This window comes from Companilactobacillus zhachilii, assembly GCF_003606365.2.
Classification (GTDB): Bacteria; Bacillota; Bacilli; order Lactobacillales; family Lactobacillaceae; genus Companilactobacillus; species Companilactobacillus zhachilii.
The window spans coordinates 919,835-936,018 of sequence record NZ_CP031933.2; the positions used below are offsets into that span (position 1 = coordinate 919,835).

At 38.5% G+C, this 16,184-nt stretch carries 15 protein-coding genes and 1 tRNA gene; 14 read left to right on the forward strand and 2 right to left on the reverse strand.

From position 1 onward, the window contains the following. Positions 1-2 precede the first annotated feature (2 nt). The 3 genes from D1B17_RS04065 to D1B17_RS04080 all read left to right on the forward strand — a co-directional run bounded on the left by D1B17_RS04065 (position 3) and on the right by D1B17_RS04080 (position 2,045). Positions 3-497, forward strand: coding sequence for a hypothetical protein (locus D1B17_RS04065; protein WP_120142910.1), 495 nt, complete (start codon positions 3-5; stop codon positions 495-497). Positions 498-649: 152 nt separating this feature from the next. Next, entirely contained in the window at positions 650-1,018 is a 369-nt protein-coding gene (locus tag D1B17_RS04075; protein ID WP_120142909.1) for a hypothetical protein, read from the forward strand. 1 nt (position 1,019) lies between these two features. Beyond that, positions 1,020-2,045 (forward strand): GH25 family lysozyme, encoded by a 1,026-nt coding sequence (locus D1B17_RS04080; RefSeq protein ID WP_120142908.1) that lies wholly within the window; start codon positions 1,020-1,022, stop codon positions 2,043-2,045. 270 nt (positions 2,046-2,315) lie between these two features. On the opposite strand, the gene D1B17_RS04085 is transcribed toward D1B17_RS04080, so the two are convergent. Continuing rightward, on the reverse strand, positions 2,316-2,519 hold the full coding sequence (locus D1B17_RS04085) for a DUF2951 family protein (RefSeq protein WP_120142907.1): 204 nt from the start codon (positions 2,517-2,519) through the stop codon (positions 2,316-2,318). Between the two features lie 290 nt (positions 2,520-2,809). Beyond that, a tRNA-Arg gene (locus D1B17_RS04090) sits at positions 2,810-2,881 on the reverse strand. A gap of 202 nt (positions 2,882-3,083) precedes the next feature. On the opposite strand from D1B17_RS04090, the gene D1B17_RS04095 reads away from it, so the two are divergent. From D1B17_RS04095 to smpB, 11 genes are all read left to right on the forward strand, one after another. Continuing rightward, positions 3,084-4,151 carry a sugar-binding transcriptional regulator gene (locus tag D1B17_RS04095; RefSeq protein ID WP_240704455.1) on the forward strand — a complete coding sequence of 356 codons (1,068 nt, stop codon included), beginning with the start codon at positions 3,084-3,086 and terminating at the stop codon, positions 4,149-4,151. 34 nt (positions 4,152-4,185) lie between these two features. Beyond that, positions 4,186-5,214, forward strand: a complete 1,029-nt coding sequence (gap, locus tag D1B17_RS04100) for a type I glyceraldehyde-3-phosphate dehydrogenase (protein ID WP_120142905.1) — start codon at positions 4,186-4,188, stop codon at positions 5,212-5,214. A 122-nt stretch (positions 5,215-5,336) separates the two neighbouring features. Further along, a complete protein-coding gene (locus tag D1B17_RS04105; protein ID WP_120142904.1) occupies positions 5,337-6,551 on the forward strand; it encodes a phosphoglycerate kinase in 1,215 nt (404 codons plus the stop codon). Positions 6,552-6,577: 26 nt separating this feature from the next. Then, positions 6,578-7,330: a triose-phosphate isomerase gene (gene tpiA / locus D1B17_RS04110; RefSeq protein ID WP_057888561.1), complete on the forward strand. Its 753-nt coding sequence runs from the start codon at positions 6,578-6,580 to the stop codon at positions 7,328-7,330. Positions 7,331-7,415: 85 nt separating this feature from the next. Next, a complete protein-coding gene (gene eno, locus D1B17_RS04115) occupies positions 7,416-8,717 on the forward strand; it encodes a phosphopyruvate hydratase (RefSeq protein WP_120142903.1) in 1,302 nt (433 codons plus the stop codon). 545 nt (positions 8,718-9,262) lie between these two features. After that, positions 9,263-10,321, forward strand: a complete 1,059-nt coding sequence (locus tag D1B17_RS04120; protein WP_120142902.1) for an oxidoreductase — start codon at positions 9,263-9,265, stop codon at positions 10,319-10,321. Positions 10,322-10,336: 15 nt separating this feature from the next. Beyond that, the gene (locus D1B17_RS04125; RefSeq protein ID WP_120142901.1) at positions 10,337-11,878 is read left to right on the forward strand and encodes a ClC family H(+)/Cl(-) exchange transporter; all 1,542 of its coding nucleotides are present in this window, start codon (positions 10,337-10,339) and stop codon (positions 11,876-11,878) included. Positions 11,879-11,951: 73 nt separating this feature from the next. Beyond that, positions 11,952-12,188, forward strand: coding sequence for a preprotein translocase subunit SecG (secG, locus tag D1B17_RS04130; RefSeq protein ID WP_057892842.1), 237 nt, complete (start codon positions 11,952-11,954; stop codon positions 12,186-12,188). Between the two features lie 319 nt (positions 12,189-12,507). Continuing rightward, on the forward strand, positions 12,508-13,245 hold the full coding sequence (locus tag D1B17_RS04135) for an alpha/beta hydrolase (RefSeq protein WP_120142900.1): 738 nt from the start codon (positions 12,508-12,510) through the stop codon (positions 13,243-13,245). A gap of 8 nt (positions 13,246-13,253) precedes the next feature. Beyond that, positions 13,254-15,581, forward strand: a complete 2,328-nt coding sequence (gene rnr / locus D1B17_RS04140; protein ID WP_120142899.1) for a ribonuclease R — start codon at positions 13,254-13,256, stop codon at positions 15,579-15,581. A 5-nt stretch (positions 15,582-15,586) separates the two neighbouring features. Continuing rightward, the gene (smpB, locus tag D1B17_RS04145; RefSeq protein ID WP_120144275.1) at positions 15,587-16,057 is read left to right on the forward strand and encodes an SsrA-binding protein SmpB; all 471 of its coding nucleotides are present in this window, start codon (positions 15,587-15,589) and stop codon (positions 16,055-16,057) included. Positions 16,058-16,184 lie beyond the last annotated feature (127 nt).

Consider the following 16,184-nt stretch of genomic DNA (forward strand, 5'->3'; position numbering starts at 1 on the left):
AAATGTCAACAATAAATGGACAAGTATGTGTTGTCGATGGCGTGGCAGTAGACAAGGTGTTCAGCGATGGCAAGCAAGTTTATGGTAGAAATCTGTTAACCGGTACAAGCAATGTACAAGATTACATTATATCTGGCAGTCAATGGGTTAGTGGGTCTCAATCAAAAAACGGTTCAACTATAACATTTCCGGGCATTCCGGGGGAAAGTTATACGTATTCTTCAATCGTTAAAAGTACGACATTCGATTGTTTTTCGGAGATACAATTTTTTGACAGCAATAAGAAAGTAATATCCATGTTCTACACCACAGCTAAAAAAGATACCGGCCTGCGTTATGTTTCTGCGGTTGCACCTGCTGGTACCGCATTTTTATATATTCACATGGTTTTGAACCATCCGATGGATTCGCAGACGCTTGTATTTAACAGCGAAAAGCTTGAGCTAGGCACTTCAGCAACACCTTGGACACCGGCGCCAGAAGACGTATTAAAATAGGAGGCATACAATTGAATAAGCACAAGTTGAAGGCACTCATCAAAGAAGATAATGATGATGAAGATTAATTGGAAAGTACGATTACTGAGTGTCAAGTTCTGGCTGGCTGTTTGGCTAGCCTTTTTTAAAGGAAAACAATAAGAAGGTTAAAGATGATGGAAATAATTAAAAGTTTAAATTTAATAGACAATGTAGGATTAACAATTTTAATACTTGTCTGTTCTATGGGATTTACTGCCTTTACTAAGGTAGCAACGCCTTTAGAAAACAAATATTTGCCATTTGTATCGATGATTTTTGGAATAATTGTCGGTATTTTAGTTGCACTTATTCTCCACGAAGATATAGGAAGAGCCGCAATCGCCGGATTATTGGTAGGTGGATTTACTTCTGGTTTATATACTGGTGTAAAGGGATCACTTGGGGGATACGATGCTTCAGTGAAAAGCTCTATCAGTGATGATCTAACTGAAGTAAAAACGCCAACATATTCAAAATCTACTAATCTAAGGAGGAACTAATATGGCTAAATATTTTGCAGATGTTTCCAGCTTTCAACGTGACGATTTAGGCTTCTTTCAAGAATTAGTTAATGCAGGTGTGGCTAGTGTTCTAATTAAAACCACACAAGGCAGCCCTGATGGAGATAACTATATTAATCCTAAATCTACCAATCAAGCACGGAATGCTTTAGCAGCTGGAATGAATGTCGGCTTCTATCATTATTTCTTAGCAACAAGCGTTACAGACGCTATCAATGAAGCAAAATTTTTTGAGCAATCTGTTATCAATTTAGGGTTTGGTAAAGATACTCCGCTTTGTGTTGATGTCGAAGATCCGTCATTGAATACGTCAGCAATAGCAAGCTATGTTGATACTTTCATTAATTATCTTGAAACACAAGGCTATACAAATGTATTTCAATACTCAATGGAAAGCTGGTTCAATCAAGGTATCTTGAACGCTAATAAACACCCAACATGGGTTGCTAGTTATGGGTCAAGCGATTGTGGAGCAAGAGGTAACATTGTTGCTTGGCAGTACACTTCGAATTGGGGAGGTAGCTCTCAAGATATGAGTTACGACTGGGGAATCTTTGATAAGCAACCAGCTAAAACTGAAGCAGCCACACAACCTACAGTTGAACCTGAAAAACCTAAAGTAGAAAATGTTATCAAATTAACTGAACAAACACATCCAGTAGATAGATTAGGTATTGAAAGACCTGAAACATACGAGGTGGGTTCAACTTGGAAGAGTTCAGATATCGTTATGATCAATAACGAGCCGCATTACCAAATTGCTACCGATATTTTTGTTCCAATCTCTAAGACCACATTTAAGGATTTTATTATCGTTAAATATACGGACGATTCACCGGCACCTGTCTTTGATTCGAAGGGAAAACGTGTACAGAATGCGTCTGTCAGCACTGGAAAATCCTTTAAAACTGCTGGATTCAAAGTTATTAACGGAATTCCAATGGCAAAAATTGCTACTGATCAATTTATTCCATTCGAGTATACTTCTGGCTCAAGATTTGAATAGTAAAGACTAGACAAATATAATAATATGCGTTATCTTAATGTTGTTCATTGACGTTGACAATATTGTAATTACCTTGGTTTTGAATTAACTTTGATAGTGTTAGAAGAGCCCATCATCTATTAATTTAGGTGGTGGGCTTTTTTTATTTTAAACGGTTGGTTGATAATTCAATGCTGATTTTGTTTGCTATTGGAAAGTATGAACCGGCAAAATTCTTGGAATCACATTGTTCAATTAATGATTCGATAAAATAAAAAGCCAATTAAGGCTTTACTTAGTAAGTATTGCAACTAATAATCCAGTAAATACGGCTCCGAAAATTCCTAAAATCCAATATAATAATTTATTACTTGATTCAACTTGATTTTTTACATCAACAATTTTTTCTTCAATTACATCAGATCTATGATCAATTTTTTCGGCTAATAATTCTTGAGTGTGTTTAAGTTCTTCTTTACTAGCATATTTATCCATATTTGAACTACCTCCGTTACCCTTGTTATTATTGTCATTTCCATTATTACAGTTATTGTAATACACATTATAACGTACATAGCCAAGTATATTGGGAAAATAATATAAAAAAACTACCAGCCATTATTGACTGGTAGCTCTAAACTTGTTCCCACTTTATATATTTTTTTCGTGGCTCACTCGTGGCTCACTTTTGTTGAACTATATTGAATTATATAGAAACTTTAAATTTCATAAACGTTAATTTATCAGTAATTTGATACTATGTGAAATATATAGGTAGGGTACTATGCGCCACGTGGGAGTCGAACCCACATTCCAGGAACCGGAATCCTGTGTGCGATCCATTACACTAGCGGCGCATTACTATCCTATTCTATCGCATACCTATATAAAAAGTAAATCATGAAAAAAATAATATTAATTTGCCGAATTGTAAACTTATGACTTGATATTTTCACAAGAGAGTTTATACTTATAACTGTGCTTAAGAGATGACTTAGATTCATCCGGGCTTTTATTTTTTGAGTACATGGGTCGTAAACAGACATACAGGGACGATATTTGCCCCATGGAGTATATCAAATGACTAATAATGAAGATTTAGAATTGCTGGATTTAGTTGCCCCAGACTTCATTAAGACTCTGGAAAAGCGATTTAAAATACTTCAGAGTATCTCATTAATGGAGCCTGTCGGGCGCAGAGTGTTAGCTGATGATCTTAAGATTACTGAACGTGGTTTAAGAACTGAAACTGATCTACTGAAGAAGCAAGGCTTACTTGTTTCTTCGAAATCTGGAATGTCTTTGACACGAACGGGTAGCGATGCAGTAGATCGGTTGACTGATGTGTTAGCTGATTATCAAGGAACCGCTCTTTTAGAAAAACAATTGAGCAAGAAACTTGGAATTAGTCGTTGTATCATTTTACCTGGTAATGCTGACAAGCAGTATCGGGTGATCGATTCATTTGGTAGAAGACTTAATCAACTCTTAGGATCGATATTACCGTCTGGACAGTCAATGATTTCTGTTACCGGTGGTAGTACCTTGGCACAAGTTGCAAGAAATCTTTCGCCAGACTTATCTAAGAACCGTCAACTGGTTTTTGTACCAGCTCGTGGTGGTGTGGGTGAGTCGGTAACGATTCAAGCAAATAGTGTCTGTGCAGAGATGGCTTTAAAAACGCAAGGCCAGTACCGGGCTATGTACCTTCCAGAGGACATTAGCGAAAAAAGTTTTGAATCTTTGCAAAAAGAGACTTCAATTAAGTCGGTTCTTGAACTAATATATAGAAGTAGTGTTGTGATTCACAGTATCGGCACTGCAAGTATTATGGCAGATCGGAGAAATCTTTCCGAGCAGGAACAGAATGTTGTAGACAGTGGTAAAGCTGTTTCTGAAGCATTTGGTGATTTCTTTGATCAAAGTGGTAAACTTGTATATAAGGTACCTAGGATTGGACTTCATGTCCGGGACCTTGATAAAATAGAACATGTGATTGCAATTGCAGGTGGTCAGAGTAAGGCCAAGGCAATTCAGTCATATATGAAAAACGCGCCTCATCATACAGTATTGATTACTGATGAAGGTGCCTCAAAGCTGATTTTAAGGGATAACCCTTTAAAATAATATTTTTTTGATTTCCTGAAGGAGGAATTTTTGTATGACTACAAAAGTTGGTATTAATGGATTTGGCCGTATCGGTCGTTTGGCATTCCGCCGTATCGCTGCACTTCAAGCAGCTGGCAAGACAGATTTGGAAGTTGTTGCAATTAACGATTTAACTTCACCTGCTATGCTTGCTCACCTATTGAAGTATGATACAGCTCATGGTAACTTCGAAATTGACAAGATCAAGGCTGAAGATGCTGCTATCGTTGTTGATGGTAAGAAGATCCCTGTATATGCTGAAATGAACGCTGCAGACCTTAAATGGGTTGCAAACGACGGTGTTGATATCGTTCTTGAATGTACTGGTTTCTACACATCATCAGAAAAGGCACAAGCTCATATCGATGCTGGTGCAAAACGTGTATTGATCTCAGCTCCATCAGGTGACATGCCTACAGTTGTTTATGGTGTTAACGATGACATCCTAACAAACGACGTTAAGATCGCTTCAGCTGGTTCATGTACAACAAACTGTCTTGCACCTCTAGCAAATGCCGTAAACAAAGAATTCGGTATTAAAGCTGGTACAATGACAACTATCCATGCTTACACAGCTACTCAAAAACTTCAAGATGGTCCAGAACGTAAAGGTAATGTTCGTGCTGCACGTGCTGCTGCTGCAAACATCATCCCTCATTCAACTGGTGCTGCTAAGGCCCTAGGTCTAGTTGTTCCTGATTTGAAGGGTAAGCTTGATGGACATGCACAACGTGTTCCAGTTATTACTGGTTCAGTTACAGAATTAGTTGCAACTCTTGGTAAAGAAGTTACAGTTGACGAAGTAAACGCTGCTGTTAAGAAGTATACAGAAAACAACCCTTCATTCGGTTACAACGATGATGAAATCGTATCTTCAGATGTTATCGGTACATCATTCGGTTCAATCTTTGACCCAACACAAACACAAATTGTTGGTTCAGGTGACGCCCAAGTTGTAAAGACTGTTGCTTGGTATGACAACGAATCAGGATTTACTGCACAAATGGTTCGTACACTTGAAAAATTTGCTAGCTTAAACTAATTATTAGTTTAGATTAGTATCTAATTTAAGATAAAAACCTAATTTAGTGTGATTTAAATTGGCGGAGGGAGGAAAACTCCTTCCGCCTTTTTTTAAGGAAAATATTGGAGGATTTATTTACAATGGCTAAACTTATTGTTTCTGACGTTGACGTAAAAGATAAAAAAGTCTTGATGCGTGTAGATTTCAACGTTCCTATTAAAGATGGTGTTGTCGGCGATACAAACCGTATCGTTGGTGCTATCCCAACAATCAAATATGTTTCAGAACATGGTGGAAAGGTTATCTTGCTATCTCACTTGGGTCGTATTAAGAGTGATGAAGACAAGAAAGCTTTGTCATTGAAGCCAGTTGCTGCAAAACTTCAAGAATTAAGTGGAATGCCTGTTAAGTTCGTACCTGTAAACGAAGGTAAAGAACTTGAAGACGCTGTTAACGAACTAAAAGACGGCGAAATCCTACTTATGGAAAACACACGTTTCCAAGATATCGACAACGATTTCGGCAAACGTGAAAGTAAGAACGATCCTAAACTTGGCGAATACTGGGCATCACTTGGTGACGTATTTATCAACGATGCTTTCGGTACAGCCCACAGAAGCCATGCTTCAAACGTTGGTATCTCAACAGCTATGAAGGCTGCTGGTAAGCCAGTTGCTGCTGGTTTCTTAATGGAAAAGGAAATCAAGTTCTTAGGTAACGCTGTTGCTAACCCTGTACATCCATTCGTAACAATCCTTGGTGGTGCAAAGGTTTCAGATAAGATCGGTGTTATTGAAAACTTAATTCCAAAATCAGACCACATCATTATCGGTGGTGGTATGGCTTATACATTCCTTGCAGCTCAAGGCCACAAGATTGGTAAGTCACTATTCGAAGCAGATAAAGTTGACCTAGCTAAGGACCTCCTTCAAAAAGCTGGCGACAAGATCGTACTTCCTGTAGACCACATCGTTGCTAAAGAATTCTCAAATGATGCTGATGCATCAACTACTGATGGTGTTGATATCCCTGATGACGAAATGGCTCTTGATATCGGACCTAAGACAGTTAAATTGTTCCAAGATACTCTAAAGGGTGCAAAGACTGTTGTATGGAATGGACCAATGGGTGCATTCGAAATGAGCAAGTTTGCTGAAGGTACACTAGAAGTTGGACGTGCTATGGGTAACTTGTCAGATGCTATTACTATCGTTGGTGGTGGTGACTCAACTGCTGCTGCTAAGAGTCTTGGTATTGCTGATAAGCTAACACACATCTCAACTGGTGGTGGTGCTTCACTAGAATACCTTGAAGGTAAGACATTACCTGGTATCGATTCAATTTCTAATAAATAATTATTTTTCAGAGGAGAATTAATTTTATGCGTACACCTATTATTGCGGGTAACTGGAAGATGAACAAAAATCCTAAGGAAACTCAAGAATTTTTAGACGGTATCAAAGGTAAGTTGCCAGAATCAGGCGTAGAAACAATTATCGGTGCTCCAGCTATTGACCTTACAACACTTGTTGCAGGCGCTGAAGGTACACCTTTAAAGACTGCTGCTGAAAACTCATACTTTGAAGATGCTGGTGCCTTTACTGGTGAAACTTCACCTAAAGCACTTGATGAAATGGGTATCGACTATGTAATCATTGGTCACTCAGAAAGAAGACAATACTTCGGTGAAACTGATGAAGACATCAACAAGAAAGCTCATGCTATCTTGAAGAACAACATGCTACCAATCATCTGCTGTGGTGAAACACTAGAACAACGTGAAGCTGGCAAGGCTGAAGACTGGGTTACAGGTCAAATCGAAAATGCTGTTAAAGGTATTTCTGCTGCTGACTTAGCTAAATCAGTTATCGCTTACGAACCAATCTGGGCTATCGGTACTGGTAAGACTGCTACTGCTGATCAAGCACAAGAAATGGTTCACGTAATCCGTGAAAAGATTGCTAGTTTATACGATGCTGACACTGCTGACAAGGTACGTATTCTTTACGGTGGTTCTGTAAAACCTGCTAATGTTAAAGAATTAATGGCTAAAGAAGATATTGATGGTGGACTTGTTGGTGGTGCATCAATGGATCCAGAATCATTTATCGCTTTAGCAACTTTCAATAAATAATAACTTTTCGGTTAGATATTTATTTTAAGCGTTAAAAAGGTTAAAATTAGTTTTGTATTAAAATCAAAAAGGAGATTTTTAAAATATGTCTGTAATTACTGATATTTTAGGCCGTGAAGTTCTTGATTCACGTGGTAACCCAACTGTTGAAGTTGAACTATATACTGAACTAGGTGGCTTTGGCCGCGCACTTGTTCCATCAGGTGCTTCAACTGGTGAACACGAAGCTGTCGAATTACGTGATGGCGACAAATCACGTTTTGGTGGCAAGGGTGTTCTTAAAGCCGTTGCTAACGTAAACGACAAAATTGCTAAAAAGGTTATCGGCATGGACGTTACTGACCAACGTGCTATTGACCAAGCAATGATCGACTTAGATGGTACACCTAACAAGGGTGAACTAGGTGCTAACGCTATTCTTGGTGTTTCACTAGCTGCTGCTCGTGCTGCTGCTGACGAATTAGGTCTTCCATTGTACGAATACCTTGGTGGTCCTAATGCTCACGTATTGCCAACACCTATGATGAACGTTATCAATGGTGGTAAGCATGCTGACAACAACGTTGACTTCCAAGAATTCATGATCTTGCCTGTTGGTGCAAAATCAATGCGTGAAGCCGTACGTATGGGTTCAGAAACATTCCACTCACTTAAAGCTGTTCTTGAAAGCCGTGGCTTGAACACAGCCGTTGGTGATGAAGGTGGTTTCGCTCCTGACCTTGAAAACAACGAAGCTCCTTTCAAGATTTTGGTTGAAGCTATTGAAAAAGCAGGTTACAAGCCTGGTGAAGATGTTGCTATTGGTTTTGACTGTGCATCATCAGAATTCTACAATGCTGAAACACACAAGTACGAACTAAAGGGTGAAGGCGAAAACGGTGCTGTTCTTTCAACAGACGAATTTATCGACTTACTTGACGGTATCGTAAACAAGTACCCAGTTGTTACAATCGAAGATCCTATCGACGAAAACGAATGGGAAGACTGGCAAAAAGTTACTGCTAAACTTGGTAAGAAAGTACAACTTGTTGGTGATGACTTGTTCGTTACAAACACAGACTACTTGAAGAAGGGTATTGAAATGGGAGTTTCAAACTCAATCCTTATCAAGCTTAACCAAATCGGTACACTTACAGAAACATTCGAAGCTATCGAAATGGCTAAAGAAGCTGGCTTTACAGCCGTTGTTTCACACCGTTCAGGTGAAACAGAAGATACAACAATTGCTGACCTTGTTGTTGCTACAAACGCAGGTCAAATCAAGACTGGTTCAATGAGCCGTACAGACCGTATTGCTAAGTACAACCAATTGATGAGAATTGAAGATCAACTTGGTGACCAAGCTGAATTCAAGGGTATCAAGAGTTTCTACAACTTGAACAAATAATTACAAATAAGTGATTAATTAAAACAGCCTTCGGGCTGTTTTTTTTGTACAATAGAATAGTAAATAATTATGCCGTCTCCAGAGCCAAGAAAATATTAACTGGCTATGCGGACCGACCTGAGCCAAGGTCTCAGGTCTCGGTTTGAAGCCTTGCAAGACCGGCAAGTCTCCAAACGCGCCCGGTGGTGTAAGAGCTAAAGCTCTAACGCCACTTTCACAGCCAGTTAATATTTTCTCGGCTCTTCCGACTAGTGTTTTTAACGTTTTGTATATTCTCTTGCAAAATTTCATTATATATAATCGATAGACACAATGTTGTATTAAAAAAATTAACTAATACTAGCTGGAGGGAACAATGAATTTAGGTAGCAGTGCAGGTGGCGTTATGGCTTTAGCCATTACACCACGGGACGTATTTTGAAATTCGCGAACCTTGCGAAGTTCAAAATCGAGGTCTGAGACCTTGGCTCAGACCGGTCCCCACAGCCACCTAAATTCATTGGTCCCGGAAGCGGAATCCTTAATAAAATCTGGAGGATATATTCATGACTTTAAAGATTGCATTTATTGGTTTTGGTAAATCTGCTAATCGTTATCACTTACCATATCTAAATGTTAGAGATAATTTTCAAGTGAAGACGGTTTACACTCGTAAGGCTGTTGATGAAACTTTGGCACAACCTTATCGTGACAAAGGTGTGAACTTTACTAATGATTTAGCCGATATTTTAAATGATCCTGAAATTGATGTGGTTACTATTTGCACACCGGCTCAAACGCATTATGAATTGGCAAAGCAAGTTATTGAAGCTAAGAAATCAGTGATTGTCGAGAAACCTTTTGTTGATACGTTGGATCATGCTAAAGAATTGATTCAATTAGGTAAGGATAATGGTGTTTTGGTTATGCCTTATCAAAATCGTCGGTTTGATGGTGATTACTTGGCTGCCAAAAGGGTTATTGATCAAGGTTTTCTTGGAGATATCGTGGAAGTGGAGTCACATATTGACTACTATCGTCCAAACTCAGTTAACCAAAAGGGTACCAAAGAACAAGGAGAGTTTTATGGCTTAGGGATTCATTTGATGGATCGAATGGTTGCCTTGTTTGGTCGTCCTGATAAGGTTGTTTATGATATTCGCAATACTGAAGTGAGCGATGCGGTGGACAACTATTTTGATGTTGACTTGCATTACGGTACAAAAATGAAGGCTAAAATTAAAGTCAGTACCGATGTTGCTTCTGAATATCCACGTTTTATTATTCATGGTATGAATGGTTCCTTCATTAAATATGGCGCTGATCAACAAGAGAATGACTTAAAGGCTGGTATTATGCCGGGAACTCCTGGCTTTGGTGAGGATAGTCCAATGTATTATGGGATTGCCAAGTACCGTAATGCTAATGGGGATTGGATTAAAAAGCAAATTAAAACTCCGTTAGGGGATTACGGTTTGTATTATGATTCGGTTTACCAAACATTAGTTAATGGCAAAAAACGGCTTGTTTCAGATGAAGAAATTTTGACCGATATGGAACTGCTTGAAGCTGGCTTTTATCAAGCATCACCATCGATTTATGATGTACCAAAATTAAGTTTTTAGTTATAGGGGAAAATAATGAAGTTAGCTTTTACTGATAATGAAAAATTGAAACTAACAGTTGAAGGAATACTGGTAGGTATTTTATCTGGGTTGATTGTTAGTATGTTTCGCTGGACGATTGCCCATTCGTTAAAAGTATTTCAGGGACTGTATATTGCAGCTCGAACAAATGTGGCTTTGGTTGTTGGTTTAGTTGTATTGATGATTGTGGTTGGTTTCTTTGTCGGTTATTTACTGAAAAAGGAGCCAAATATTTCAGGTTCAGGTATTCCCCAGGTTGAAGCCCAATTGGGTGGAGAAATGCAGATGAACTGGTGGTCAATTTTATGGACTAAATTTGTGGGTGGAATTTTGAGTATTGGACCAGGTTTGTTTCTTGGTCGAGAAGGTCCATCGATCCAACTAGGTGCTGCCGTTGGACAAGGTGTTGGTGAATTAACACATGATAATGCGGGCGTTAATCAACGTGTTTTGATTGCGAGTGGTGCCGCTGCCGGATTATCAGCCGCCTTCAGTGCTCCAATTGCCGGGGCCATGTTTGTTTTGGAGGAAGTTTATCACAATTTTTCGCCGTTAGTCTGGATTACGTCTTTAGCTAGTGCTGTCAGTGCTAACTTGATTGCGTTGTATGTTTTTGGACTACAACCGGTGCTACAAGTTCCTTATAAATATAGTTTGCCGGTTAGATATTATTGGCATTTAGTTATTTTAGGAATTATTTTAGGCTTGATGGGACGTTTGTATCAAATTTGTACTTTATCAATGCCAGCGGTATTCAGCTTAACGCGCTTACCAAGATATATTCAGGGAATCATTCCCCTTATTTTGATTGTGCCTTTGGGAATGATGGTGCCACAATTTATCGGTGGTGGTAATGAGATTATTATTAGTTTGACTAAATATGGCACTAGTTTGATGTTGATGCTAGGGTTGTTTATTATACGTTTCGTCTATTCGATGATTTCGTATGGCTCCGGTGTGCCCGGTGGTATCTTTTTGCCCATTCTTAATTTGGGGGCAATAATTGGTGCCATTTACGCAATTGCAATGAATCAACTTGGATTGTTGCCACTTTATTTTGAAAGTAATTTGATTATCTTTGCGATGGCGGGTTACTTTGCTTGTATTGGTAAAGCACCGTTTACAGCTATTATTTTGGTGACCGAAATGGTCGGTTCACTTAAGCATCTGATGCCTTTAGCGGTGTTGTCATTAGTGGCCTATATCGTCGTTGATTTATTGAATGGAGCTCCAATTTATGAAGCTCTTAAGGAACGACTTAATCTTAATTCTGATTATCTCAATCGCGTTAGTAAGTTTAATGATCGTTTGGAAGTACCAATTTATGAAGGTAGTTCGATCGATGGTAAATATATTCGCGATATTCCTTTTCCAAAAGATATTTTGGTTGTATCAGTTTACCGTGGGGAGAGACAATTGATTCCTCGTGGTGATACTTTAATTAAGGCTGGGGACCGTTTGATTTGCATGGTCAATGCAGGACAACGAGCTAAAGTTGCTGCAAAATTGGCAGATTTGTTCAAAACTATAGACTAGAAATTTGACGTCATTTATGTTATTGTTTTAGGAGTGATTTCAGCTTTCAACACCATGAACGGAGGTTTTACAGGTGTATAATATTATCGAAACATTGTTGATAATCGTATCCATTTTGATTGTAATTGCCGTCTTAATGCAACCTACAAAGCAACAAGATGCTTTGAACGCATTATCTGGTGGTGGTGGGGACCTATTCAGCAACCAGAAGAAACGTGGTTTTGAAGCCTTCATGGTTAAGGTTACCTACGTTTTACTAGTACTGTTCTTCGCATTTTCGATCATTCTAGTATACTTATCATCTCACTAAGCAATTTATCCTCCTGAAAGTTACTCAGGAGGTTTTTTGTTATATATGTCGTCTCCAGAGCTGAAAATAGTCATTGGCTGTGCGGACCTCTTCGAGCCAAGGTCTCGAAGCTCGGTTTGAAGCCTTGCAAAATCGGCAAGTCTCCAAACACGTCCGATGTTGTAATGGCTAAAGCCATAACAACACTTTCACTGCCAATAACTATTTTCAGCTCTTCCGACTAGTTACTTTTGCTGGTTTGTATGTGTACGATTTTGTCGTGTATTGGTAAATTTGTACTTGTTAGTTTAGTACGGTGGATTTATAAGGAGTAAGTAGTATGAAAATATTACAACCCAAACCTTTTTATTTTGATAATGGACCGAAAGCGGTCTTGTTGTTACATTCGTTTTCAGGCACTTCCAATGATATGCGACTTTTAGGGCGTTTTCTTGAAAGAAATAATTATTCGGCTTATGCGCCGATGTTCGCTGGTCATGGAACTTCAGAGCCATTAGATATTTTGGAACAAGGTTCACCTGAGAAATGGTGGCAACAAACGCAAGCAGCTATTCAATTTTTACAAGAAAAACAGAAAACAAAGATCTATGTTTTTGGACTTTCTTTAGGCGCAATCTTTGCTACAAAGGCCTTAGAAGAGATTCCTTTTGTTGCTGCTGGTGGAGTTTTTGGTTCGCCACTGGGTAGTAGAGGTTTTAAGGGAATCAGGTCAGCCTTTTTGACTTATGCCAAAAAGGTGTATTCTATTCAACAGGACTTAACAGATATTGAGATTGATTCTAAAATGAGAATTGTTAGTTCCAAAATTGATGCGAAATTAACCGAAATCAGAAAAACTTCCGTTGATGTTACGAATCAGTTAGCTGAAATAAAGCGACCATATTTTATTGGTCAAGGTACGAGTGATAAATTAGTCAATCCAGAAGCTGCTCCGAAGGTGGCTTCAGCGGTTAAAACATCACAGCTACATTTATATAATGCAGGGCATGTTTTAACTATCAACCACGCTCACCATCAACTTGAAAGTGACGTGTTAAATTTTTTAGAAAATAATTGAGGATAGAAATGCCAGATAAAGATAATAAATTAATTGCAGACATACTAGAGGTTTTTAGAAGCAACCCCGACCGTCGCTACAAATCTGAACAGATTGAAGACGTGTTGAGAATGCACGGAGCATCAGCTTTCAAGCGTGTTGTTCAAGCTCTAGCTGTCTTAGAGGGTGAAAGTAAAATTACTTTGACCAATAAAGATGAATTCAAGATGGCCTCACCAGAGACTGTTGTTGAAGGAACATTTAAGGGTAATGACAAAGGTTTTGGTTTCGTTAGATATGACGAAGTTGATCCAGACGCTTTCATTGCCAGAACTAATACGATGTTTGCCGTTAATGGCGATACCGTTAAAGTTAAGATTACTAAACCTTCAAATCCTTGGATCGACAAGGGACCAGAAGGTGAAATCGTTGAAATTGAAGAACGCTCACTAACTAAAGCTGTTGGTGAATTCCATGCTTATAGTGATGCTCAAGTTGAAAAGACAGGCCACTATGGTTATGTCCAAAGTCACGAAAAGAAGATTGCTTCATACATGATCTTCATTTCGGATAAGGGACTACATCCACAAATTGGTGATATGGTTCAAGTTTCAATTGATGAATATCCAGATGCTAAGCATCCCCAAAGTATGGAAGGTACAGCGCTAGAGATCATCGGTAACAAAAATGATCCTGGTGTCGATATCATGTCAATTGTTGTTGACAATGATATTAATCCAGAATTTCCGAATGAAGTTTTGAAAGAAGCTGAAAAGGTTCCTGACCATGTGTTAGATTCTGATCGAGTTGGTCGTAAAGATTTAACTGACAATATGGTTATCACAATTGATGGGGACGATTCAAAGGATTTTGATGATGCTGTTGGTCTTGACATGTTGCCAAACGGTAACTTCCACTTGGAAGTTGATATTGCCGATGTAACACACTACGTTAAAGAAGGTTCTCCATTAGATGAAGAAGCTTATGCTCGTGGGACAAGTACTTATTTAGTTGACCGAGTAATTCCAATGTTGCCATTTAGATTGTCAAACGGTATTTGTTCATTAAACCCTGGTGAAGACCGTTTAGCTTTAACTTGTGAAATGGAAATCAATCATCATGGGGATGTTGTTAAGCATGAGATTTACCCTAGTGTAATCAGATCTAAGTATCGTATGACTTACAACAATGTTAATGAAATTCTTAAAGGCGACGAAGAGTTGACTGAAGAATATGCCCCAGTTGTACCAATGCTTAAACAAATGGCTGAATTGCATGAAATCTTGTTCAACAAACGTCATGAACGTGGTGCCATTGACTTTGAAGAAACAGAAGCACAAATCATTGTTGATGAAAATGGTAAGCCAATTGATATTAAGTTAAGAGAACGTGGAACTTCTGAAAAGATGATTGAATCATTTATGTTGGCAGCTAACGAAACAGTTGCTGAACATTACAATGTGAAACATGTTCCATTCTTATATCGTGTCCATGAAAAACCTGATGAAGAAAAAGTTAAGAACTTCTTTGAATTTGCTGCCGCTATGGGTGTGCAAGTTAAAGGTAATTTGAAAGAAATTACACCAAAGATGTTCCAAAATGTTTTAGCAAGTGTTGTTGGAACTCCAGAAGAACAAGTTGTTACGATTATGTTGTTGAGAAGTTTACAACAAGCTAGATATTCTGATGAACCACTAGGCCACTTTGGGTTAGCTGCTAAGTATTACACACACTTTACATCACCAATCAGACGTTACCCTGACTTGACAGTCCACCGTATGATTCACAGTTATGCTGAAAATGGCTTTACTGATGAAGAACAAACTAAGTGGGGCAACAAACTTCAAGAAATTGCTGAACACACATCTGGCCGTGAAAGAATTTCAATTAACGCCGAACGTGCAGTTGACGATTTGAAGAAGACTGAATACATGGCTGATCAAGTTGGAAATACTTTTGATGCCGTTGTAAGTTCTGTAACTAGTTTTGGAATGTTTATTCAATTGGATAATACTGTTGAAGGTTTGATTCATATTTCAAATATGAAGGATGACTTCTATGAATATGATGAAAAGAGCATGTCAATGCATGGTCGTGGAACTGGTAAGACCTTTAAGGTTGGTGAACCAATTAAAGTTAAACTTATCAGAGCTGATGTTGAACACAGACAAATTGACTTTGAACGTGTCTTAACACCAGAAGAACAAGAACAGGCTGATAAACGTGAAGCAGAGTTTAAGAAGAAGCGTTCAATGCAACATGGACGCGGACGTGGTGGTCACGGTCGCCACAATGATAATAAGGGCCGTGGAGATAAGAATAGCCATAAGAGACGTGGTAAATACGAAAGACGGTGATTCTTTTGAAGAAACATCATACAAAAGCTGCTAATGAAGTAGCTAACAATCGTAAAGCTCGTCATGATTATAATATTTTAGAAACCTATGAGGCGGGTATTTCGTTGACAGGGACTGAGATTAAATCAGTTCGTGCCAGCAAAATGAACATTAAAGATGGATTTGTTCAGGCAAGAAATGGTGAACTGTGGTTGGAAAATGTTAACATCAGCATTTATGATCAAGGTAACCAATTCAATCATGATCCATTGCGTAATCGCAAGTTGCTTTTGCATAAAAAGGAAATTAGAAAGATTGCGGCTAGTGTTCAAGAAAAAGGTATTACAGTGGTACCTTTGAAAGTTTATCTGAAGCATGGTTTTGCTAAGGTATTGATTGGCGTGGCTGAAGGTAAGAGACAATACGATAAACGTGAAACAATTAAAAAACGTGATCAAGAGCGAGAAATTAGACGTGTTATGAAGAATGCATACTAAGTTAGAGAGTGGGGCAAAACATGTTCAGCTTTCGAGCATTAAGGCAAATAGCGCCAGTAATCCGATTTCGGATTGCTGGCGCTATTTTGTTTTAAGCGGAACAAGCTATGTTTTGTTCCACGTTTAT